The organism is Rahnella sp. PAMC25559, from assembly GCF_050632365.1.
GTDB lineage: Bacteria > Pseudomonadota > Gammaproteobacteria > Enterobacterales > Enterobacteriaceae > Rahnella > Rahnella rivi.
The window spans coordinates 707,062-728,666 of the sequence record NZ_CP192543.1 but is presented as its reverse complement, the minus strand read 5'-3'; the positions used below and the strand labels follow the sequence as shown (position 1 = coordinate 728,666).

The following is a 21,605-nucleotide window of genomic DNA, read 5'->3' as shown; positions in this document are numbered from 1 at the left end:
GGCGTCGCAAGGCGTCGGGTTTTCCCGCACTTACATTAATTAAAAAAATGAACGGCTACTTCTGGCTATAACCTCGAAAGACTCCTCTTTAAATGATGCCTTTTTGGGTGAAAGTGACCCGGGTCGCCTCATTTAAATCCATATCTTTCATTAATTCAGGAAGTACCCAGATGACCTCCTGAAATTCTTCGTTGAACGTAATATTACGATTTCCACTTACACAGTCGAATATAAGATAAATCATGTAAATTTCTTCGGTCGTGCCATCGGGGTAAGTTTTTATTCGGGTATCATCACGAAAAGCCCATGGCTTAATGTCAGTGATAATAAGTTCTTCTCCTAACTCCTCCATGATTTCGCGCCTGAGAGCGAGTTCAATGGTTTCGTCAGGTTCTAGCCCTCCGCCAGGCAGAGCCCATTGCCCAGGAAAAACCCCGCGATCATTGGCCATTTTACAAAGTAGAAACTCTCCTTCATTTTGTATTACAGGGCACACAATTATTCTCTGGCGCATTATTTCTCCTTAATAACATTGCTTTTTGAAAAACTTTATCAGAAAAGATGTCAATTTCATCAGGAAATTCTTCTGGCCGGACTCCATGTATTTCGTCGTTATGGAGATAAATCAGTGAATATTCCACGGGGTAATATATGCCTCATATTGTGTTTTGCTGATACATTCAGCCTTAAACATGAAATTAATAAAGATGTGATCCTCAAGGCGGGAGCGTTCCATGACCAGATTGAATCCCTTATCCACCCATGACTTTATAATTAGCGCGCGCTGTATCATGAAATTAAGCTGGATAAGATAACCGTAGTTTGCCGTATCTTCTAAAAGATAAGGTAGGAGAGAATGGTGAACGCTTTTTCCGTCTATAACGCTTGTATGCGAATCTTCCTTAAACAAACACGCAGATAACCTCTTCAGAAAGGTGCTTTTCCCTACTCCCCCCTTGTAATTTTCTTTCAACAACCCTCCCGTAAACTCATTTCTGCGCGGTTCGGACACGTCTGAATGCTTTTTAAGCGAAATACACAAGTTCGTCGAAAAATACTTTGTGACGAATATCACGTTTTAATGATAAAGACTCGTTAACAAATGGTGACTCAAGTCACATTTTTAGCGGTGACAAGCTTAAATTATCGCCACTGTAGCCGGGTTACAGGGTGTTTTTGTGATGGCGATCACCAAAAGGCAGGGGGTGGTGAGGGTATACGTGTGATCTGCATCACGGGATGTCGGGTGGGTACGCGGGGCCTATAATCACGTGGTAGAGTCCGCCTCGCAGACAGCAATTCGACGGACGGATTTTTAAAGCAGTGGCACAAAAACCGAATTAACCGTCACCGATAATTAACTGATATCACGCGCTCTATTGTCAGCGCGTATCAATAGGGGTGCGTTTTATGTTTTCACCAGACGTTAAGATCAAAGTTCAAAACTTTGGTCGCTTCCTGAGTAACATGGTAATGCCCAACATCGGCGCGTTTATCGCCTGGGGTATCATTACGGCTCTGTTCATTCCAACCGGCTGGATCCCAAATGAGACGCTAGCGAAACTGGTTGGCCCGATGATCACCTATCTCCTGCCACTGCTCATCGGTTACACCGGTGGTCGTCTGGTTGGCGGTGATCGCGGTGGTGTGGTCGGTGCAATCACCGTGATGGGTGTGATCGTCGGTGCGGATATGCCGATGTTCCTCGGTGCGATGATTGGTGGCCCGCTGGGCGGCTGGTGTATCAAACGCTTTGACCGTTGGGTTGACGGTAAAATCAAAAGCGGCTTTGAGATGCTGGTTAACAACTTCTCAGCCGGTATTATCGGTATGCTGCTGGCAATCCTCGCCTTCCTGGCGATCGGTCCGCTGGTAGAAGCTCTCTCTAAAGTGTTGGCTGCCGGCGTGCACATCATGGTTATTCATAACCTGTTGCCACTGGCCTCTATCTTTGTTGAACCGGCGAAAATTCTGTTCCTCAACAACGCGATCAACCACGGTATCTTCTCTCCGCTGGGTATCCAGCAGGCGACTGAAACCGGTAAATCTATCTTCTTCCTGATCGAAGCGAACCCAGGTCCGGGTATGGGCGTCCTGATGGCGTACATGTTCTTCGGTCGTGGCAGCGCGAAGCAATCTGCTGGCGGCGCGGCAATCATCCACTTCCTGGGTGGTATCCACGAAATTTATTTCCCATACGTTCTGATGAATCCACGTCTGCTGCTGGCGGTTATCCTGGGCGGTATGACTGGCGTGTTCACCCTGACGCTGCTGAACGGCGGTCTTGTTTCTCCGGCATCTCCGGGTTCTATTCTGGCGGTTCTGGCGATGACGCCAAAAGGCGCGTACTTCGCCAACATCGCGGCGATCGTGGCAGCCTTTGCGGTATCCTTCGTGGTTTCTGCGCTGCTGCTGAAAACCACCAAAGCGAAAGACGGTGACGATCTGGACGAAGCGACCCGTCGCATGCAGGACATGAAAGCCGAATCTAAAGGCGGCAAACCTTCAGCGACTGGCGTAGCGGGCGACTTGTCTACCGTACGTAAAATCATCGTAGCCTGTGACGCCGGTATGGGTTCCAGCGCAATGGGTGCCGGCGTGCTGCGCAAAAAAGTGCAGGATGCGGGGCTGACCAATATCAGCGTCACCAACAGCGCCATCAACAATTTACCTGATGACGTGGATCTGGTGATTACCCACCGTGACCTGACTGAACGCGCTATGCGTCAGGTGCCGCACGCTCAGCACATTTCGCTGACCAACTTCCTCGACAGCGGCCTGTACACTGATCTGACTTCCCGTCTGGTAGAAGTGAACAAAGCCAGTCAGTACAAAGAGAAAGTGACCACCACGCTCGGCGACAGCATCGTTGCTGACCATGACAACGAAAACCTGTTCCGCATGAGCGAAAGCAACATCTTCCTCGGCCTGCAGGCGACCACAAAAGAAGAAGCGATTCGCTTTGCCGGTGAGCAACTGGTGAAAGGCGGGTATGTTCAGGCAGAATATGTTGAAGCGATGCTGGCCCGTGAGCAACTGACCTCCACGTATCTGGGCGAATCTATCGCGGTACCACACGGCACCATCGAAGCGAAAGATCGCGTACTGAAAACCGGCATCGTGTTCTGCCAGTATCCGGCGGGTATCCGCTGGGGCGATGATGAAGATGATGCCGCGCGTCTGGTTATCGGTATCGCCGCACGCAATAATGAGCACATCAACGTGATCACCAAACTGACCACTGCGCTCGACGAAGATGGCGTCATCGACCGTCTGGCAAACACCACCAGCGTTGAAGAAGTGCTGAGCATTCTGCGCGGTTAAGCCTTAAGTAAAAGCAGTCACAGAGCGTCACTCAGCGGGTCTTACGAGACCCGCTTGTTGATTCGGAGCCGGGCGGCTCCCCAGCTTTACCTACTTATAGCCCCCGATTTGAAGGAAATATTATGAAAGCACTACATTTTGGCGCAGGTAACATTGGCCGCGGTTTTATCGGTAAATTGCTGGCAGATGCCGGTATCGAACTGACCTTTGCCGATGTCAGCCCCGTGCTGCTGGACGCGCTGAACAGCCGTAAAGGTTATGACGTACACGTGGTCGGCGAACAGGCCACCGTTGAGCCGGTCAGCAACGTCAGCGCAGTTAACAGCGCCGGCCAGGAGGCGATTAATCTGATCGCTGAAGTTGACCTGATGACCACCGCCGTCGGCCCGACCGTGCTGGAAAAAATCGCGCCAAACGTCGCTAAAGGTCTGGTGCTGCGTCACCAGCAGGGCAACGAAAAGCCGCTGAACATCATCGCCTGTGAAAACATGGTGCGCGGTACCAGCCAGTTCAAACAGCACGTCTTCAATGCGTTGCCGGAAGAAGAAAAAGCCTGGGTGGAAGCGCATATCGGCTTTGTCGATTCCGCTGTAGACCGCATCGTTCCGCCAGCCGCAGCCGGCACCACCGATCCGCTGGAAGTGACGGTGGAAACCTTCAGTGAATGGATTGTCGATAAAACCCAGTTCAAAGGTGCATTGCCGGACATCGGCGGTATGGAACTGACCGACAACCTGATGGCGTTCGTCGAACGTAAACTGTTCACGCTCAACACCGGGCATGCCATTACTGCATACCTCGGTCAGCAGGCAGGTCATGCGACGATTCGTGATGCCATTCTGGATGAGAAAGTGCGTCTGATTGTGCGCGGTGCGATGGAAGAAAGCGGTGAAGTGCTGATCCGCCGTTACGGTTTTGACCCGGAAAAACACTTCGCTTACATCGAAAAAATTCTGACTCGTTTTGAAAATCCGTATCTGCACGATGACGTGGAGCGCGTTGGCCGTCAGCCACTGCGTAAACTGAGCGCGGGCGATCGTCTGATCAAACCGTTGCTGGGCACGCAGGAATATCGCCTGCCACACAATAACCTGGTTATCGGGATTGCCGCTGCGATGCGTTACCGCAGCGAGCAGGATCCGCAGGCGAAAGAGCTGACCGAATTGCTGGAGAAAGTGGGGCCGAAAGCTGCCCTTGCTCAGATTTCCGGGCTGCCGGAAGAGGGCGAAGTGGTCGCCGAAGCAGTAAAAATCTACGAATCCATGCACTAATACTGCGTTCGTTTTGATTTCGCCAATACCAGGCAAAGAAAGCCCTGTCGGGCAGGCAGTGACTGCCCGACACGTGCGTTTCAGGGATGACGCCAAGGGCGTTAAAAGTATCCGTTCTTTATCGCAAGAAAGCCCAATGGAAAAAGCTCAGGCATTTGAAAACCGTGTTCTTGAGAAGCTCAATGCGGGTAAAACCGTACGCAGCTTTTTGATGACCTCCGTAGAGTTGCTGGCCGAAGCGCTGGATATTCTGGTGGTGCAGGTTTTCCGTAAGGACGATTACGCGGTGAAATACGCCGTTGAACCCCTGCTGACCGGCACCGGCCCGCTGGGCGATCTCTCCGTGCGTCTTAAACTGATTTACGCGCTGGGGGTGATCAGCCGTCATGAGTATGAAGATGCGGAATTACTGATGGCGCTGCGTGAAGAGCTGAATTACGACGGCGAAGAGTACCGTTTTACCGATGATGAAATACTCGGTCCGTTTGGGGAATTGCACTGTGTGACGGAACTGCCGCCCGCCCCCACGTTCCTGAAACCGGGCGAAGCCGACGAATCGCTGATCGCTATGCAACGCCAGCGTTACCAGCAAATCGTCCGCTCAACCATGGTGCTTTCTGTCACCGGGCTTATCGCCCATATCAGTAATCAGCAGCCCTCAAGACTTTCGCCCGTTCAGAAGTAATTTCCTCAGATCATGGCATGGCGCACTTCGCCCACCAGCAACCACAGCGCGGTTAAGGCCATCATGCCGCCCATGATCGTATTGAACATTTTCAGCTTCCATTCCACACGTAACGCCTGGCGTAACCTGTCACCCATCACCACCCACACCAGAATGCACGGCAGATTGATCAGCGCGAAGCCGACACAAATCAGCAGCGTATGATGCAGCATATTGCCGTCCGGCGGCGTGAACAGAATCGCCACGTTGGTTGCCATCAGCCAGGCCTTCGGGTTCACCGCCTGAAATAACGCGCCGCTGAGCAGGTTCATCGGCTGTTGTTTTTCGCCTTCTTTTGGCGAACCTGAACGGTAAATTTTCCACGACAGCCAGAAAAGATAGGCGCAACCCACGGCCGCCATCGGCAGGCGTACCGCGTTCATCCAGCTGAGTAAGATCGCCAGCATGGAGGTCATCAGCGCGCACTGCACCACGCAGCCCAGCGTGATACCGACCATCATGGGCAGGCTGCGACGCAGCCCGAAATTCACCCCGGAGGCCGCCAGCAACAGATTGTTCGGGCCGGGCGTAATAGACATCACGGTGACGTAACTGACAAAAGCGGTATCGATCATTTTATGTTCCTGCATCCCCTGTTTTCCAGATAACCAGAGTAAACAGTGAACAGCAAAGGTAACAGAGCCAGAAATACGCTATTGTCAGGGTTACAGATTGCATAAATACACACTGTGCCCATCACTTTTCACGGAACTGACACCATGACTGACACCGCGGATTTCAGCGACACCCGTTACAACCAGCTGGCGGAACAACTGGCGGACGCCATCCGCCGTGGCACGCTCGCACCGGGCAGCCGTTTGCCTTCCGTGCGGCGCAGCGCGCAAACCTGGTCGGTCAGCATCAATACGGTGGTTGCGGCGTACCGGCGGCTGGAAGATCGCGGGTTTATCGAGGCGAGGCCGCAGTCCGGATTCTATGTTCGCGCCGCGTTGCCGGGGCTGAACCCTGCGCCGCACGTACAGCCGCAGACGCCTGCCGCCGAACCGGCAGATGAAGTGCTGGATTTGATCGACAAAGTGTTCGCCGCGCAAATTGACCCGACGTACACCAATCTTTCGCTGGCCTGCCCGCAATCCAATGACTTTTATCCTGGCGGAAAACTGGGGCGCATTATGTCGTCTTTGCTGCGCCGTCAGCCCAATCTGATCGGCCAATATGCGCTGCCGCCGGGGCATCCGCCGCTGCGACAGCAAATTGCCCGCCGTGCGCTGACGCTGGGTATGATATTAGAACCGACCGACATCACCATTACCCACGGCTGTATGGAAGCGTTACAGCTGGCGCTGCGCGTCACCACCAAGCCGGGCGACAGCGTGGGGCTGGAAACGCCGACCTATTTTTATCTGCTGCCGTTGCTTGCCAGCCTCGGCCTGAAAGCGGTGGAAATCCCGACCGATCCGCAAACGGGCCTTTCGCTGGATGTCCTCGACATGCTGCTCACCGAAAAGCGCCTGAACGCGGTGATCGCCATGCCGACGGCGCAAAATCCGCTGGGCTTTACCATGCCGCTCGCCGCGAAAAAACGGCTGGCGCGGATGATGAACGATCATCAGGTACCGCTGATAGAAGACGGGTTATACGCGGAAATTCAGTTCGGCGCGACGCTCTCTCCGGCGGTGAAATCCTTTGATCGCGATGGCTGGATCCTGTTCTGCACCAGTTTTACGAAAACGCTGGCGCCGGATTTTCGTATCGGCTGGATGGAAGGAGGGCGTTTCGCCGCGAAGCTGCACAAGCTGAAAGCGGTGTCGTCGATGGCTGAATCTGCGCTGCTCTCGCAAACGCTGACGGCATTTCTCGAATCCGGCGGTTACGACCATCACCTGCGCGCCTTACGCCGGCGCTATGCCTCACAGGTCGAGCAGGCACGCGCGCTGATTGCTCAGCATTTCCCACAGGGAACGCGTGCGACGCAACCGTCGGGCGGTTTTGTTATTTGGGTGGATTTCCCGCCTGGCGTGAATTGCGTAACCTTATTCCGCCAACTGCTGGAAGATAAAATCTGCATGACGCCGGGGCAACTCTATTCGCCGAGCGGGCGTTATATCAACGGCCTGCGGTTATCCTGCTGCTATGTCTTCGACACACGTTATATTTCGGCGATGATCCGCATTGGTCAGCGCGCCTGTGAGATGTGCGGTTTGCCGCCGGGGCTGGAAGTCACAGGAACGGATTCATTCCCTGATAAATAATATTAATTTTTGAAAAACTGATGTTTCCGGGATGGATCAGTTCTTCAACGCTGCTTCCGGCAGAAACAGGATGCCCGGTTAAATGGGGATCGCTGTTGAAGGTAAAGAGGAAGCAGAACTTAGCGCTGTCGCGGTATTTAGCTTCGCCGAGAAACAGTTGCTGAAACGCTTTCTCGGCATTGAAGGCATGTATGCTACGCACAAGATAGATACCCGGTTTGGCCGCGACGCCGCGCCGGTCATAATTTGGCCGGGCCATAAAACAACGGCTGTTGATAATCTGGGGGAAGGTTTGCGCAGACGTGTAATGAATATAAAGCGGTTTTCCATTGAACATGCCGTTGTTTAAATGCATTTCCAGACGGTGATCGCGGCTGAATGTTGGGTTCATGATGTCTCTTTCCATGAGGTAGAATGATGGCGCACACCTTAATCTGATATGCCGATGCAAACATCCTGAAAGTATTAAGAGGAAAATGTATGCCCCACAAATCGAGCATCTCGCGCATCGGGCTGTTACACTTACCCCAATTGTTCACTACACGAATTGGTCACCATGAAAGAAATTGAAAAAGCCGAGATCAAGCGTCTCAGCGACATGCTTGATGCACTGAATCACAAAGACCCGGCCGTTATTCAGCAGGGGAATTCTGAGCTGATTGCCAAACATGAAGAAGAGAAAGAAAAGCTGGCCGCCGAGATTGCGCGTCTGAAAGATGTGCGTGTGAAAAAACTCAGCACCGAAGCGCAGAAACTGGAAAAGCTGTTCAGCCGTGAAATCACCAAGAAAGAACAGGCTGATATGGGCACGCTGAAGAAAACCGTACGCGGTGTCGTGGTGGTTCACCCGATGACTGCACTGGGCCGCGAAATGGGCCTGAAAGTCGTGACCGGATTCGCCAAAAAAGAATTTTAATGTCACGCCAACCCTCCCCCTTTTTTCACAGGGGAGGGTGCTATAAATCACTTCCCTTGCGCACCAAACAATCTGCGTCCAAAATCCTCAATCTTGCGATTAATCAGCCGCATTTGCATCGTTTTGCTCCAGCTGGCCGAAATCCCCGCAGCAGACATCAGACGACGATACTGTTCTTCATCGAACGGCATAGAAAATGCGATGGAAATCGCTTCAGCGACCGACACCTCGCTGTTGCGGGTCATCAGTTCCAGAGGCCTGTCGCCACTGACATTTCCGGTCGCCACGACGCGATACAACCAGCCGCAGCGGCCGCTGTCTTGCAGTAACGGCGACAGATTTTTGCAGTCGAAAAAATGGTTCAGCTTGTAGCAGGGCGAGCGGGGTTGCGTAACCTGAATCAGCGCGTCGCCCCAGCGAAAAATATCGCCGATAAAGACATTTTCTTCCGTCATGCCCAGCGTGGAAAGGTTCTCGCCGAACGCGGGCGGATGAAAGCGCTCTTCATCCTCGGGAAATTGCTGACGCAGCCAGGCGTAATGCTCGCGGGGAAAGTGGCACAGCGCGCGGTCAGTGCCCCCGTGGTAAGACGTTTCAGCCTGCTGATCGCCTTCCAGACCCAGCGACGTTAATGCCATGCCGCCGTTGACCTGACGTTTGGCAATCGCGCTGGGGGAATAGCCGGGATACTGCTCAATAGCACCAATATAAACGTCGGGATAATGCATAAGGTCTCCGCCACTCATCAGTCGTTGAGCTCAGCATAACCTGCATTAGAGGGTGTGAGTAGGAAGAATCATCCGGCGCGCTGTCGGGGAGACGCACGCCGGATGAAAGGGAATATCAGAACGTTTCCCAGTTTTCCTGGCTGGATTTATTCTGCACCGGCGGTAACGTCGGGCGACGCAGGGCATTGGCGGCAGGTGCGTGCTGCATGTTGCGGTTATCAGCGAGACGGAATACGGATACCGCCTGCGTCAGCGTGGCAGCCTGATCCTCAAGCGAATCGGCGGCGGCAGAGGATTGCTCAACCAGCGCGGCGTTCTGCTGGGTGGTGCTGTCCATCTCGACAATCGCCTGTGATATCTGCGCGATACCCCGGCTTTGCTCGTCAGACGCCGAGGCAATCTCACCCATAATATCGCGCACGTGAGAAACCGATTTCACGATGTCCTGCATGGTGCGGCCGGTGTTTTCCACCAGCTTTGCGCCGGTATTCACACGCTCAACCGACTCAGCAATCAGCCCTTCAATTTCCTTCGCGGCCTGCGCACTGCGTTGTGCCAGCGTACGGACTTCAGAAGCCACGACCGAGAATCCGCGCCCCTGCTCTCCGGCGCGCGCAGCTTCTACTGCGGCGTTCAGCGCAAGAATGTTGGTCTGGAAGGCAATACCGTTGATGACCGACGTAATTTCGGCAATGCGCTTAGAACTGCCGGAAATCTGCTGCATGGTATCGACCACGTCGCTGACCTGTTTGCCGCCGAGCGTGGCGGTACCGGACGCTTCACTGGCGAGTTTGCTGGCGTGATGGGCGTTATCGGCATTCTGTTTCACCGTTGCGCTCAGCTGTTCCATACTGGCTGCCGTTTCTTCCACGGCGGCTGCCTGTTGTTCCGTACGGGAAGACAAATCGGTATTCCCCGCCGCGATTTCTGCGGCAGCGTGGGAAACCTGCGTCACACCCGAGCGGATCTCATAAATCATGGTGCTGAGATTCTGGCTCATCGCCGACACCGCATTCATCAGCATACCCAGTTCGTCGCGGCGCGCCGTCGGATGGGCTGCCGTCAAATCGCCCTTGGCAATCAGCTCGGCGGTCTTCAGCGTATCGCGCAGCGGCTGGGTGATCTGGCGGGTAATGCGCCATGCGATCAGAATACCGGCCAGCAGGACGATGAGCGTGATCACCATCATCATCATTTGTGCGCGGCTGATATCGAGGTGCGTGTTCGCCAGTTCATTTTTGAAGATTTTTGCCACCAGCGTATTCATCTCACTGGCTTTGACCGACAGCAACTGCGAGTTCTTCTGCTCATCTTCATACGCGGGCATATAAGCGACGACGTGGCTTTTATAATTCGCCAGCGCACTCATCAGCGGAGCCAGAGTGGCCTGCTGGTTGGGCAGTAACAGGGCATTCAGTTTTTTCGCATTTGCCTGGGTTTCATCAATGGCTTTGAGCAGCGTGGCTTCGGATTCTTTATCCATGTTGAGCAGCAGGCCGCGCACGTAATAACGCACGCTGATAAGCTTCTGAACCACTTCTGCCAGAGACAGACGGATTGACGGATCGGCATCTTCCACGCGCAACTGATCCTGCAAACGTGTTACCACGGCTTCGGTTTCGGAAAGATTCCAGCTGGCACGCACGGCGTCTTTTCTGTCAACGGCCTGTTTAAAGGCGTTTTGTGCCTGCTGATATTCGCGGATTTTTACCGGTACCTGATCGAGATTTGCCTGGCTGGTGGCGTCCCATTCAAGCTTGCCTTTTGACTGAGCGATCAGCTGCGAAAGTGCGTCGATTTTCTCCTGATTTTGCTGGAGATACGTCGGTTCATATTTCAGCTGATACAGCGTGCGGCTCAGGCGGGCGTCATTCAGTAACGCATTCATCTGATTACTGAAATCCACTTTTTCAGCGCGCTGGCTGATGTCATTTAATTTGACCATGCCCGCCACGGTGATCACGGCGGCGATCACTAACACTAACCCAAACCCCAGACCCAGTTTCGTACCGACTCTGAGATTATTCATCCACTGCGAAAGACCCGTGCCGTTACCCATAATCGTTCTCCGTAAAACATCCCTGCCAAAGTTGGCGGTTTTGTTACGCCTTTGTGAAGAATCTATCGGTAGGCTTGGCGGTAAACTTTATAGGATCTGCGGTGTATTTTTGATTAATGCGGGCGGTGTCTGAAAAGGGGGGAAACCAGGCGGATAATTCGCTGTAAAACAGTGATCAGAGTAACGTTTTTAGCAGAATAAGCAGGGCATAAAAAAGGCGGGTCACAGACCCGCCATTGGCGAAAACATCGTGCCCGTTAAGGGCGGCAGGGCGAAATTACTTCGCTTCAGCCAGACGTTTTGCAGCTTCGTCCCAGTTCACTACATCCCAGAAAGCTTTGATGTAGTCAGGGCGTTTGTTCTGATATTTCAGGTAGTAAGCGTGTTCCCAAACGTCCAGACCCAGCAGCGGATAACCGGATGCGCCGGAAACGGCTTCGCCCATCAGCGGGCTGTCCTGGTTAGCAGTAGAAACAACGGCCAGTTTGCCGTCTTTCAGAACCAGCCACGCCCAGCCGGAGCCGAAACGAGTGGTTGCTGCTTTTTCAAACGTTTCTTTGAAAGCGTCAACGCTGCCGAAATCGCGTTCGATAGCAGATTTCAGTTCGCCCTGCAGGGTGGTGCCGGTTTTGAGGCCTTTCCAGAACAGGCTGTGGTTAGCGTGGCCACCTGCGTTGTTACGCAGTGCAACTTTCTTATCCGCAGGGACTTTGTCCAGGTTTGCGATCAGCTCTTCAACAGAAAGTTTTGCCAGTTCTGGCAGGCTTTCCAGTGCAGCGTTCGCGTTGTTCACGTAAGCCTGGTGGTGTTTAGAGTGATGGATTTCCATCGTCTCTTTGTCGAAATGCGGCTCGAGTGCGTCGTATGCGTAAGGCAGTGATGGCAGTGAATAACTCATGTTCATCGTCTCCATAGTGTAGGGCGGCACCGTCATTGTGAGCACCGCGTAATCAGTCGGATCATTATAGTTAATTAAATGATATTGAAAATGATTATCTATGCTCCACCCTTTGTGCGGGTACTCGTAAGCGCCTGTTATACGGGGCTTAGAACCAGATAACCGCAAACAATCCTAAATTGTCTAAAGGCACGGTGTGCTTAGCGGAGGATTCAGTTGTTCCTGAGGAAATAGCGATAACTGAAATCATCTAAGAGTTCTGTTTCAGGGTTTCTGCGCTCAAAGGATTGCGCTTCACGCCTACGCCGGGCAGTACGAATCCCCAGGTTCAATCCGTATAGTTCAAGAGTAACACGCGCTCTGTGACAGTTTTCAGTGCTGGCAAGAGGAGAAATTTCAATTTCGCCTGTCAGATAATTTGCGACGAAATAATCATCAAAATGATATTCGAGCTCATCAGGGCTGAGCAATGCCGGATCATATTGGTTTCCTTTTTGACTCTGGCACTGGTCGCAACACGGATAAAGATTTGGCCAGTGGAAAGCCAGTTCAGGAAAGGCATGACGTTCTTTGGGCTTGAAATGTTCAATTGTCTGACGACTTTCGGCGCCGGTCAGTCCGTCACAGAACGCACAATGTTGAAGGCTCGCATCGAATAATTTCTGACGGACTTTTTCATAGCATTTTCGCGAATACCACCGAAAGTTTTTGTCCTCAGAACAATAGCGTTCTGTCCACTCTTCCCAGCGCAAAGCCAGACAGGCTGGGGAAACATCCCTGATAAATGTGTACATGCAAAAAGTCCTTATTTTGCTTTAGTCAGCCGTGCAATCTGGCGCATTTCCATCAAGATAATGGCGTCGACTTCTTCACTTATTTCACTCAGTTTTTCCGCGCAGGCTTTCAGTGCGCGGATGTCCTGAGGATCTTTAAGATAGGCATTGCGCAACTGATAAAAATGTTTCAGCTGTTTTTCAGTTTCGATGTCAAACTGTTCTTTCACTTCGAACACTTCTTCTAAAATTACCGAATAACTCTTCCCGCCCGCTGACTCCATCGGTTCAATCACCTCGCTAATATGCGGATCGCGGCACACAAGTCGTTGCGGATCTGGCAGGCGATAAACCCAGGCATCTTCTACAGAGCCCACAACAAACGGGGAGTGAGTGGAAACAAACACCTGTGCGTTGGGCAGCAGTTTCTGAATCGCCGGAAGAATACGGCGCTGCCATTTAGGATGAAGATGAATATCCACTTCATCGAGGAATAAGATGATTGGCTGAGAGAAGATATCGCGACTTTCTTTCCACGGGATGGCTTCGAGACGCAGAGCGAGATCGGAGATCCAGCCGATGATGGATTTCAGTCCATCGGGTAAGACATTGAACGGAACAATTTCACCATCAATGATCAGCGATACTGTGCGTGGATTGCGTTCTAAACGGAATGAAACATCCAGATCGCAGACCGATTTGATAAAGGCAGAGATGCGCTCAAGTGCAAGGTCATATCTTGTGATTTCTTCCAGTGCGCCATCTTGTAGAGCTAACGCCGCATTTGAGCGGTTAAGAGCAATCCATTGAGCAATGGTTTTGGGGCGCACGGTAGCATTGAAGGACAAGGCGTTTACGAAAGGAGAATCTGTAATTTCTTCAATGACAGAGACGTCGAATTTTTCAGCTGAGCTAGATTGGCCTGAATATGCAAAAACACCAAACTCAAGACAGGTTGTCGGACCTAAAGTGGTCTGAAGGTGGTATTCCCAAACATCTGCTGTAACTTTGGGATTGATACCTTTTTCGGGGAAAAAATTATTTGGATGATTTGTTAAAGCACCTACATTTTCATTGAACTTATACGTGATCAAACTCAATTCATTTTTAAAACGTCCTTGCACAAGGCTGACCGTATTTTTGTCTATAGGGGTTTCAAACACCGCCGCAAGCGCATACAGCAGCGTACTTTTCCCGCAGCCATTCGGGCCGGTGAAGATATGAATCTCTGCTTTTTCAGCATCGGCTTCTGCGCTTTTAATCGGTGGGAAATCAAAGCGCGTATTCTCAAATACGCCCACATCCCTGAGAGTTATGCTTTCCAGACGGTACGGCTGCCGCATTTGATTTCCTTATTATTATTCTGATGGATAACTGTTCAAATTCTGCGCTGAGTTTACCTCAGTCTTTGCGGATGCGTATACACCGTCGCCCGGCCCGGTTTGCTGAAACCGACCAGCGTCAGGTGACATTTTTCGGCGACTTCGACCGCGAGCGTGGTGGCGGCGGAGACGGCGAACAGAATTTCGATGCCGCACATCGCGGCTTTCTGCACCATTTCATAGCTGGCGCGGCTGGAAACCAGCGCCGCGCCGGATGTCCAGTCATTCTGTTTTGCGCGCATACCCAGCATTTTATCCAGCGCCACGTGACGGCCCACGTCTTCACAGCCACCCAGTAATTCGCCCTGCGAGGTTATCCACGCGGCAGCGTGGGTACAGCCGGTCAGCTGGCCGATTTCCTGCACGGATTTCAGCTGATTCAGCGCGTTATCCAGATTCGCCAGCGCAAAGGTCTGGGTAAACGGCAGCGGCGCGAGCGGGCGGAACAAATCGCCCAGTTGTTCGATGCCGCAAACGCCGCAGCCGGTGCGCCCCGCCATGGCGCGGCGGCGCTCTTTCAGCCCGGCGAAACGGCGGCTCGATAACTCGATATTCACTTCAATCCCGTTACAGGTGGGTGTCACTTCCATCCCGTAAATGTCAGCGGGGGATTCAATGATCCCTTCTGACAGCGAAAAGCCCAGCGCAAAGGCTTCCAGATCTTTTGGCGAGGCCATCATCACCACGTGCGAGATGCCGTTATAGACCAGCGCAACGGGCACTTCCTGAGCAATCCAGTCATCTTTGGGCTCATCAAGATGTGCGCGCTGCATCACCGTTTTTTGGCTCGCTCCGATGATCTGAGTCACTTTTTTATCATCTTTTTTGCCCAGTTCGTTTACTTGATGGACATCCATTAGCAATAACCTTATAAACATTCCGGCTACATAAGCCGTACAAACTGTCAGGACTTTAGGCCTTAATTTTACCGCTTACGCCACTGCGGCGGAAAGCGGCAATTTGAAAAGCAATGTGTTAACAAATGATGGGAAGGAGTCTTTCATGCAAGTCAGCAGAAGACAATTATTCAAAATATGTGCGGGCGGTATGGCCGGCACAACAGCGGCATTATTGGGGTTTGCCCCGACAATCGCGCTGGCGGAAACCCGCCAATATAAACTGCTTCGCTCGCGTGAAACCCGCAACAACTGTACGTACTGTTCAGTCGGTTGCGGGATGCTGATTTACAGCCAGGGCGACGGCGCGAAAAACGTCACTGAAAATATCTTCCACGTAGAGGGTGACGCCGATCATCCGGTCAGTCGTGGCTCCTTGTGCCCGAAAGGCGCAGGCGTGCTGGATTACATCCACAGCGAAGGCCGTCTCAGATATCCGGAATATCGCGCGCCCGGTTCTGATAAATGGCAGCGCATCTCATGGGATGAGGCGATTTCCCGTATCGCCCGCCTGATGAAAGATGACCGCGACGCCAACTTCGTCGAGAAAAATGACAATAACGTCACGGTTAACCGCTGGCTGACCACCGGCATGCTCTGTTCGTCTGCGGCCAGTAACGAAACCGGCCTGCTGGATCAGAAATTCACCCGTGCGCTGGGCATGGTGGCGATCGACTGCCAGGCGCGTCTGTGCCACGGCCCGACCGTAGCGGCGTTAGCGCCGTCATTTGGTCGCGGCGCGATGACCAACAACTGGGTCGATATCAAAAACGCCAACGTCATTCTGATTATGGGCGGAAACGCCGCAGAAGCGCACCCGGTCGGGTTCAAATGGGTGATTGAGGCAAAAACCAAAAATAACGCCAAAGTCATCGTCGTCGATCCGCGTTTCAACCGCAGCGCCGCCGTGGCCGATATCTATGCGCCGATCCGCGCCGGGTCGGACACCGCGTTCCTGCTGGGTATGATCAACTACCTGATCACGCACAATAAAATTCAGACCGAATACGTCCGTGAATACACCAACGCCAGCCTGCTGGTGCGTGAAGACTATGAATTTAACGACGGGCTGTTCAGTGGATTTGATGCGGCGAAAAAATCCTACAACAAAGAAAGTTGGCATTATCAGCTCGATGAGAAAGGCTTCGCGAAACAAGACAAAACCCTGCAGGACCCGCGCTGTGTCTGGAATCTGCTGAAAGAGCACGTTTCCCGCTACACGCCGGAACTGGTAGAGCGTCTGTGCGGCACCTCGAAAGAAGATTTCCTGCTGATCAGTTCCATTCTGGCGGAAACCTGCGCGCGCGATAAAACCTCGACCATTCTGTATGCGCTGGGCTGGACGCACCACACCGGCGGCGCGCAAATCATCCGTTGTGCGGCGATGATCCAGTTGCTGCTCGGCAACATTGGTATGCCGGGCGGCGGCGTCAATGCGCTGCGCGGTCACTCCAATATTCAGGGCTACACCGACCTCGGTTTGCTGTCGCTGAACCTGCCGGGCTATATGCCTCTGCCGTCAGAAAAACAGACCAATTTCACCGATTACCTGCAACAGATCACGCCAGCGCCGCTGGTGGACGGGCAGGTCAATTTCTGGAAAAACACGCCGAACTTCTTCGTCAGTATGATGAAAAGCTTCTGGGGCGATCACGCCACGGCAGAGAACGACTGGGGCTTTGACTGGCTGCCGAAATGGGACAAAAGCTACGACGTGATGCAGCAAGCCGAGCTGATGACGCAAGGCAAACTGAACGGTTATATCGTGCAGGGCTTCAACCCGCTGGCCGCGTTCCCGGACAAAAACAAATCCTCGCGTGCGCTCTCAAAACTGAAATACATGGTGGTGATCGACCCGCTGGTGACGGAATCTTCCAACTTCTGGCAAAACCACGGCGCAATGAACGACGTGCAGACCGCTGATATTCAGACCGAAGTGTTCCGCCTGCCGTCTTCCTGTTTCGCCGAAGAAAACGGCTCGATCGTCAACTCCGGCCGCTGGCTGCAATGGCACTTCCAGGCGTCTGAGCCGCCGGGTGAAGCGCTGCACGACGGCAAAATCATCGCGCGCCTGTTCATGAAACTGCGCGAGCTGTACCGGCAGGAAGGCGGTGCCAATCCGCTGCCGGTGATGAATATGGCGTGGGATTATCAGGATCCGCTCGACCCGCTGCCGGAAGAAATTGCCCGCGAAGCCAACGGCAAAGCGCTGGCCGATATCCATGACGATCAGGGCAATGTGCTGGCGAAAAAAGGCCAGCAGATTTCGACCTTTGCACATCTGAAAAACGACGGCAGCACCGCCAGTTTCTGCTGGATTTACGCCGGCAGCTGGACCGAAGCCGGTAACCAGATGGCGCGCCGCGATAACGCCGATCCTTCCGGCCTGGGCTGTACGTCCGGCTGGGCGTGGTGCTGGCCGCTCAACCGCCGCATTCTGTATAACCGCGCCTCCGCCGACCCGCAGGGTCAGCCGTGGGATCCAAAACGCGAAATCATCCGCTGGGATGGTGCGAAATGGATTGGTTTTGACGTGCCGGATTACAGCACCGCTGCGCCGGGTTCCGGCGTCGGACCGTTCATCATGCAACAGGAAGGCGTCGGGCGTTTATTTGCCACCGACAAAATGGCTGACGGCCCGTTCCCTGAGCATTACGAACCGATCGAATCGCCGATTGGCACTAACCCGCTGCATCCTTCGGTTATTTCGAATCCGGTTGCGCGTATTTTTGCCAGCGATCTGCCGAATATGGGCACCGCCAAAGATTTCCCGTATGTGGCGACCACCTATTCGATCACCGAATTGTTCCGCCACTGGACCAAACACGCGTTGCTGAATGCCATCGCGCAGCCTGAGCAGTTTATCGAGATCGGCGAAGGTCTGGCCGCCTCGAAAGGCATTGCGCAGGGCGACGAGGTGAAAGTCTCCTCGAAGCGCGGATTCATTGTGGCGAAAGCCGTGGTGACCAAACGCATCCGGCCTCTGACCATCGACGGCAAGCACGTCGATACCATTGGCATTCCTTGCCACTGGGGTTTTGAAGGCGCGACGCGTAAGGGCTATTTAGCCAACACGCTGACGCCGTCAGTCGGTGACGCTAACTCGCAAACGCCGGAGTTCAAGGCGTTCCTGGTTAACGTGGAAAAGGTCTAACGGAGGCGAATTATGGCAATGCAATCTCAGGACATACTTCGTAAGTCCGCAACCAACGGGTTCACGCCAGCGCCGCGTGCCCGGGATCATCAGCAGGAAGTGGCGAAACTCATCGACGTCACCACCTGCATTGGCTGTAAAGGCTGTCAGGTCGCCTGTTCCGAATGGAACGACCTGCGCGATGACGTCGGGATTAATACCGGCGTGTACGACAACCCGATGGATCTCAGCGCAAAATCCTGGACGGTGATGCGTTTCTCGGAAGTGGAACAAAACGGCAAGCTGGAATGGCTGATCCGCAAAGACGGCTGTATGCACTGCGCCGATCCGGGCTGTCTGAAAGCCTGCCCGGCGGAAGGCGCGATTTTGCAGTACGCCAACGGCATCGTCGATTTTCAGTCTGAACATTGCATCGGCTGCGGTTACTGCATCGCCGGTTGCCCGTTCAACATTCCGCGCATCAACAAACAGGACAACCGTGCCTACAAATGCACGCTGTGCGTTGACCGTGTGAGCGTCGGCCAGGAACCGGCTTGTGTGAAAACCTGCCCGACCGGCGCGATCCATTTCGGCACCAAAACCGCGATGCAGGATTTAGCCGCAGAACGCGTCAGCGAGCTGAAAGGCCGCGGATTTGAGCATGCCGGTTTGTACGATCCGCAGGGCGTCGGCGGCACGCACGTGATGTACGTGCTGCATCACGCCGACAATCCGCAGCTGTATCACGGCCTGCCGAAAGATCCGGCGATAAGCGCCGCGGTCACTCTCTGGAAAGGTGTCTGGAAACCGCTGGCGGCGGTCGGCTTCGCGGTGACCTTTGCGGCAGCGGCCTTCCACTTCCTCGGCGTGGGACCGAATTACGTCAAAGAGGAAGAGCACACCGAAGAGGATAAACATGACGATGAGGAGAAACGGCCATGAAAAAAGAGAAGTTAATCCAGCGCTATAACCTGGTGGAACGCCTCAATCACTGGATCGTGGCGTTCTGTTTTGTGACGCTGGCGCTCAGCGGTATCGGCTTCTTTTTCCCGTCGTTTAACTGGCTGATGAACGTGTACGGCACCCCGCAACTGGCGCGCATTCTCCATCCGTTTTTCGGCGTGGTGATGTTCGTCTCTTTCCTCGGCATGTTCTTCCGTTACTGGAAGCACAATTTGCCGGAAAAAGACGACCTCGTGTGGGCGAAAAATATCGATAAAGTGCTGACCAACCATGAAGTTGGCGACACTGGTCGCTATAACTTCGGCCAGAAATGTGTGTTCTGGGCGGCGATCGGTTGCCTGGTATTGTTGATGGCCAGCGGCGTGATCATCTGGCGTCCGTGGTTTGCGGATTATTTCCCGATACCGCTGATCCGTCTGGCGCTGCTGGTGCATTCCGTGGCCGGTATCGGGCTGATTCTGGTGATTATCATGCACGTTTACGCGGCGACCTGGGCGAAAGGGTCGATTTCGGCGATGACCGGCGGCAAAGTGCCGGTGTCATGGGCGAAGTATCACCATCCGCGCTGGTACCGTCAGGTGCGCGATGAAGAGCTGAAAAAAGAACAAGACGAGAGGAAAGCCGGATGAGCATCCAGATAGTTGCACAGGACTTGCTGGCTGACGGTAAAAAAACGGCGGGGGACATCCCGCCGGTACTGTTCGCTAACCTGAAAACGCTCTACCAGAACCGCGCCGGTCGTCTGAAAAAACTGGCAGAAGACAGCCCGCTCGACGGGTATCTGAACTTTGCGGCTTCGATTTGCGAGGCGCAGCAGCAGGTGCTTGAGACATTCCCGCTCGACATCGATCTGAGTGACGAATTGCAAAAAGCCGCCGGTAAACCGCCGCTCGATTGCAGCCTGTTTCCGCGTACGCCGCACTGGCTGATGCTGCTGGACGCGCTGATTGCTGTCCTGAAGCCCGACGCTTCTGAGCCGGTGCGCGCGGTGCTGGAACACCTTGAGCAGTCCCCGAACCTTCAGCGTGAGATGATGGCGACAGAACTGCTTTGCCAGGATTTCAAACACGTTCCGGCCGATCACGCCCCCTTTATCTGGGCCGCGTTATCCCTGTACTGGGCGCAGATGGCGGCACAGTTGCGTGGCGTCGGGCGTGCGGATTACGGCGAGAACCGTCAGTTCTGCCCGGTTTGCGGCAGCATTCCTGTGTCTGCGGTGATCACGGCCAGCGGTCTGCGCTATCTGCACTGCAATCTGTGCGAAAGCGAATGGCATGTGGTGCGGGCAAAATGCAGCAACTGTGACGAGATGCAACATCTCAACCTGTGGTCCATCGACGATGAACAGGCAACGGTAAAAGCCGAAGCCTGCGATGACTGCGGCGCCTATCTGAAACTGATTTATCAGGATAAAGATCCGCAGGCAGACGCGGTGGCAGATGACCTCGCCACGCTGCTGCTCGACGACCGCATGGAAGACAAAGGCTTTTCCGGCAGCGGCATCAACCCGTTCCTGTTTCCCGCACAATAACCTGTAAAACTGGCCGCCGTGACTGGTAAACCCCGGCACGGCTGCTAGCTTTAAATAAGGTTCCGGCGAAATCGAGGAGGGTCTGATGAAGTTGATCGGCAGTTACACCAGCCCGTATGTACGTAAAATCTCGGTGATGTTGCTGGAAAAAGGCATCCCGTTTGATTTCATTAACGACACGCCCCACGAACCGGGCTGCAAAATCACGCAGTTTAATCCCCTTGGAAAAGTCCCCGCACTCGTCACCGACGAGGGTGAAATTTTTTATGATTCCCCGATCATTGCGCAGTTCATCGAGCTGATGAACGTTGCGCCCACGCTGTTGCCATGGCAGCCGCTGGAAGCTCTGCGGGTGAAGCAAATTGAAGCGCTGGCCGATGGCGTGACCGACGCCGCCGTGGCGTTAGTGCTGGAAGGCCGTCGCGATGCCGATAAACGTAACGAAGCCTGGGTGTTGCGTCAGCGGGAAAAGCTGCTGCGCGGGCTGGATGCGCTGGAAAAACTCGCCGAAAAACGCACGCTGCTCAACTCGGAAAGCCTGAACGTCGCCGATATCGCGGTGGCCTGTTCTCTGGGCTACATCAATTTTCGCCGTATCGCGCCCGGCTGGTGCGTAGAGCGCCCTGAGCTGATAAAACTGGTCGAGCGCCTGTTTCAGCGCGAGAGTTTTGCGCGCACGACGCCACCCGGAAGCGGTAACGCCAGCTTTATCGCAAAAAAGGTGTGAGGCCGCTCGAAGAGTTCTCTTTACATCCCGCGGGTTAACCAACCACTGCCTAAACTTTATGCAGCGC

Annotated in this window: 20 protein-coding genes; 10 read left to right on the top strand and 10 right to left on the bottom strand. The window is 53.7% G+C overall.

Translation table 11 applies throughout. The annotated features are described in order from the left end of the window. Window positions 1-88 precede the first annotated feature (88 nt). The gene (gene nudI, locus ACQZQY_RS04705) at window positions 89-514 is read right to left on the bottom strand and encodes a nucleoside triphosphatase NudI (protein ID WP_056775869.1); all 426 of its coding nucleotides are present in this window, start codon (window positions 512-514) and stop codon (window positions 89-91) included. A gap of 111 nt (window positions 515-625) precedes the next feature. Further along, window positions 626-1,012 carry a deoxynucleoside kinase gene (locus ACQZQY_RS04700; RefSeq protein WP_390973705.1) on the bottom strand — a complete coding sequence of 129 codons (387 nt, stop codon included), beginning with the start codon at window positions 1,010-1,012 and terminating at the stop codon, window positions 626-628. Window positions 1,013-1,410: 398 nt separating this feature from the next. On the opposite strand from ACQZQY_RS04700, the gene ACQZQY_RS04695 reads away from it, so the two are divergent. The 3 genes from ACQZQY_RS04695 to ACQZQY_RS04685 all read left to right on the top strand — a co-directional run bounded on the left by ACQZQY_RS04695 (window position 1,411) and on the right by ACQZQY_RS04685 (window position 5,280). Beyond that, the gene (locus ACQZQY_RS04695; RefSeq protein WP_136376891.1) at window positions 1,411-3,324 is read left to right on the top strand and encodes a PTS mannitol transporter subunit IICBA; all 1,914 of its coding nucleotides are present in this window, start codon (window positions 1,411-1,413) and stop codon (window positions 3,322-3,324) included. 122 nt (window positions 3,325-3,446) lie between these two features. Next, a complete protein-coding gene (locus ACQZQY_RS04690) occupies window positions 3,447-4,595 on the top strand; it encodes a mannitol-1-phosphate 5-dehydrogenase (protein ID WP_056775862.1) in 1,149 nt (382 codons plus the stop codon). A 136-nt stretch (window positions 4,596-4,731) separates the two neighbouring features. After that, on the top strand, window positions 4,732-5,280 hold the full coding sequence (locus ACQZQY_RS04685) for an MltR family transcriptional regulator (RefSeq protein ID WP_056775860.1): 549 nt from the start codon (window positions 4,732-4,734) through the stop codon (window positions 5,278-5,280). 5 nt (window positions 5,281-5,285) lie between these two features. Here ACQZQY_RS04685 and ACQZQY_RS04680 read toward each other — a convergent pair whose 3' ends face one another. Beyond that, a complete protein-coding gene (locus ACQZQY_RS04680; protein ID WP_056777169.1) occupies window positions 5,286-5,894 on the bottom strand; it encodes a LysE family translocator in 609 nt (202 codons plus the stop codon). Window positions 5,895-6,038: 144 nt separating this feature from the next. On the opposite strand from ACQZQY_RS04680, the gene ACQZQY_RS04675 reads away from it, so the two are divergent. Continuing rightward, entirely contained in the window at window positions 6,039-7,532 is a 1,494-nt protein-coding gene (locus tag ACQZQY_RS04675) for a PLP-dependent aminotransferase family protein (RefSeq protein WP_056775858.1), read from the top strand. Here the strand turns inward: ACQZQY_RS04675 and ACQZQY_RS04670 are convergent. Further along, window positions 7,501-7,923 carry a hypothetical protein gene (locus ACQZQY_RS04670; RefSeq protein ID WP_390973700.1) on the bottom strand — a complete coding sequence of 141 codons (423 nt, stop codon included), beginning with the start codon at window positions 7,921-7,923 and terminating at the stop codon, window positions 7,501-7,503. The genes ACQZQY_RS04675 and ACQZQY_RS04670 overlap by 32 nt on opposite strands. Window positions 7,924-8,088: 165 nt before the next feature. Here ACQZQY_RS04670 and ACQZQY_RS04665 point away from each other — a divergent pair, with 165 nt between their 5' ends. Next, window positions 8,089-8,448: a YibL family ribosome-associated protein gene (locus ACQZQY_RS04665; protein ID WP_431296698.1), complete on the top strand. Its 360-nt coding sequence runs from the start codon at window positions 8,089-8,091 to the stop codon at window positions 8,446-8,448. A 47-nt stretch (window positions 8,449-8,495) separates the two neighbouring features. Here ACQZQY_RS04665 and yiiM read toward each other — a convergent pair whose 3' ends face one another. From yiiM to fdhD, 6 genes are all read right to left on the bottom strand, one after another. Continuing rightward, window positions 8,496-9,176 carry a 6-hydroxyaminopurine reductase gene (gene yiiM / locus ACQZQY_RS04660; protein ID WP_056775851.1) on the bottom strand — a complete coding sequence of 227 codons (681 nt, stop codon included), beginning with the start codon at window positions 9,174-9,176 and terminating at the stop codon, window positions 8,496-8,498. Between the two features lie 115 nt (window positions 9,177-9,291). Beyond that, window positions 9,292-11,235 (bottom strand): methyl-accepting chemotaxis protein, encoded by a 1,944-nt coding sequence (locus ACQZQY_RS04655; RefSeq protein ID WP_217204209.1) that lies wholly within the window; start codon window positions 11,233-11,235, stop codon window positions 9,292-9,294. A 277-nt stretch (window positions 11,236-11,512) separates the two neighbouring features. Beyond that, window positions 11,513-12,133 carry a superoxide dismutase [Mn] gene (gene sodA / locus ACQZQY_RS04650; protein ID WP_056775847.1) on the bottom strand — a complete coding sequence of 207 codons (621 nt, stop codon included), beginning with the start codon at window positions 12,131-12,133 and terminating at the stop codon, window positions 11,513-11,515. A gap of 212 nt (window positions 12,134-12,345) precedes the next feature. Next, a complete protein-coding gene (locus ACQZQY_RS04645) occupies window positions 12,346-12,927 on the bottom strand; it encodes a hypothetical protein (RefSeq protein ID WP_431296697.1) in 582 nt (193 codons plus the stop codon). Between the two features lie 11 nt (window positions 12,928-12,938). Further along, a complete protein-coding gene (locus ACQZQY_RS04640; protein WP_431296696.1) occupies window positions 12,939-14,249 on the bottom strand; it encodes an AAA family ATPase in 1,311 nt (436 codons plus the stop codon). Between the two features lie 53 nt (window positions 14,250-14,302). Then, on the bottom strand, window positions 14,303-15,145 hold the full coding sequence (fdhD, locus tag ACQZQY_RS04635) for a formate dehydrogenase accessory sulfurtransferase FdhD (protein WP_431296695.1): 843 nt from the start codon (window positions 15,143-15,145) through the stop codon (window positions 14,303-14,305). Between the two features lie 145 nt (window positions 15,146-15,290). Here fdhD and fdnG point away from each other — a divergent pair, with 145 nt between their 5' ends. The 5 genes from fdnG (at window position 15,291) to ACQZQY_RS04610 (ending at window position 21,538) form a co-directional block, all read left to right on the top strand. Beyond that, window positions 15,291-18,338, top strand: a complete 3,048-nt coding sequence (gene fdnG, locus ACQZQY_RS04630; protein WP_072158098.1) for a formate dehydrogenase-N subunit alpha — start codon at window positions 15,291-15,293, stop codon at window positions 18,336-18,338. Between the two features lie 12 nt (window positions 18,339-18,350). Then, window positions 18,351-19,259, top strand: a complete 909-nt coding sequence (gene fdxH / locus ACQZQY_RS04625) for a formate dehydrogenase subunit beta (protein ID WP_431296694.1) — start codon at window positions 18,351-18,353, stop codon at window positions 19,257-19,259. Next, a complete protein-coding gene (gene fdoI, locus ACQZQY_RS04620; RefSeq protein ID WP_431296693.1) occupies window positions 19,256-19,909 on the top strand; it encodes a formate dehydrogenase cytochrome b556 subunit in 654 nt (217 codons plus the stop codon). Before fdxH ends, fdoI begins: the two co-directional genes overlap by 4 nt. Beyond that, a complete protein-coding gene (gene fdhE / locus ACQZQY_RS04615; protein ID WP_431296692.1) occupies window positions 19,906-20,811 on the top strand; it encodes a formate dehydrogenase accessory protein FdhE in 906 nt (301 codons plus the stop codon). Before fdoI ends, fdhE begins: the two co-directional genes overlap by 4 nt. 85 nt (window positions 20,812-20,896) lie before the next feature. Next, window positions 20,897-21,538: a glutathione S-transferase gene (locus tag ACQZQY_RS04610; protein ID WP_122097163.1), complete on the top strand. Its 642-nt coding sequence runs from the start codon at window positions 20,897-20,899 to the stop codon at window positions 21,536-21,538. Window positions 21,539-21,605: the final 67 nt, after the last annotated feature.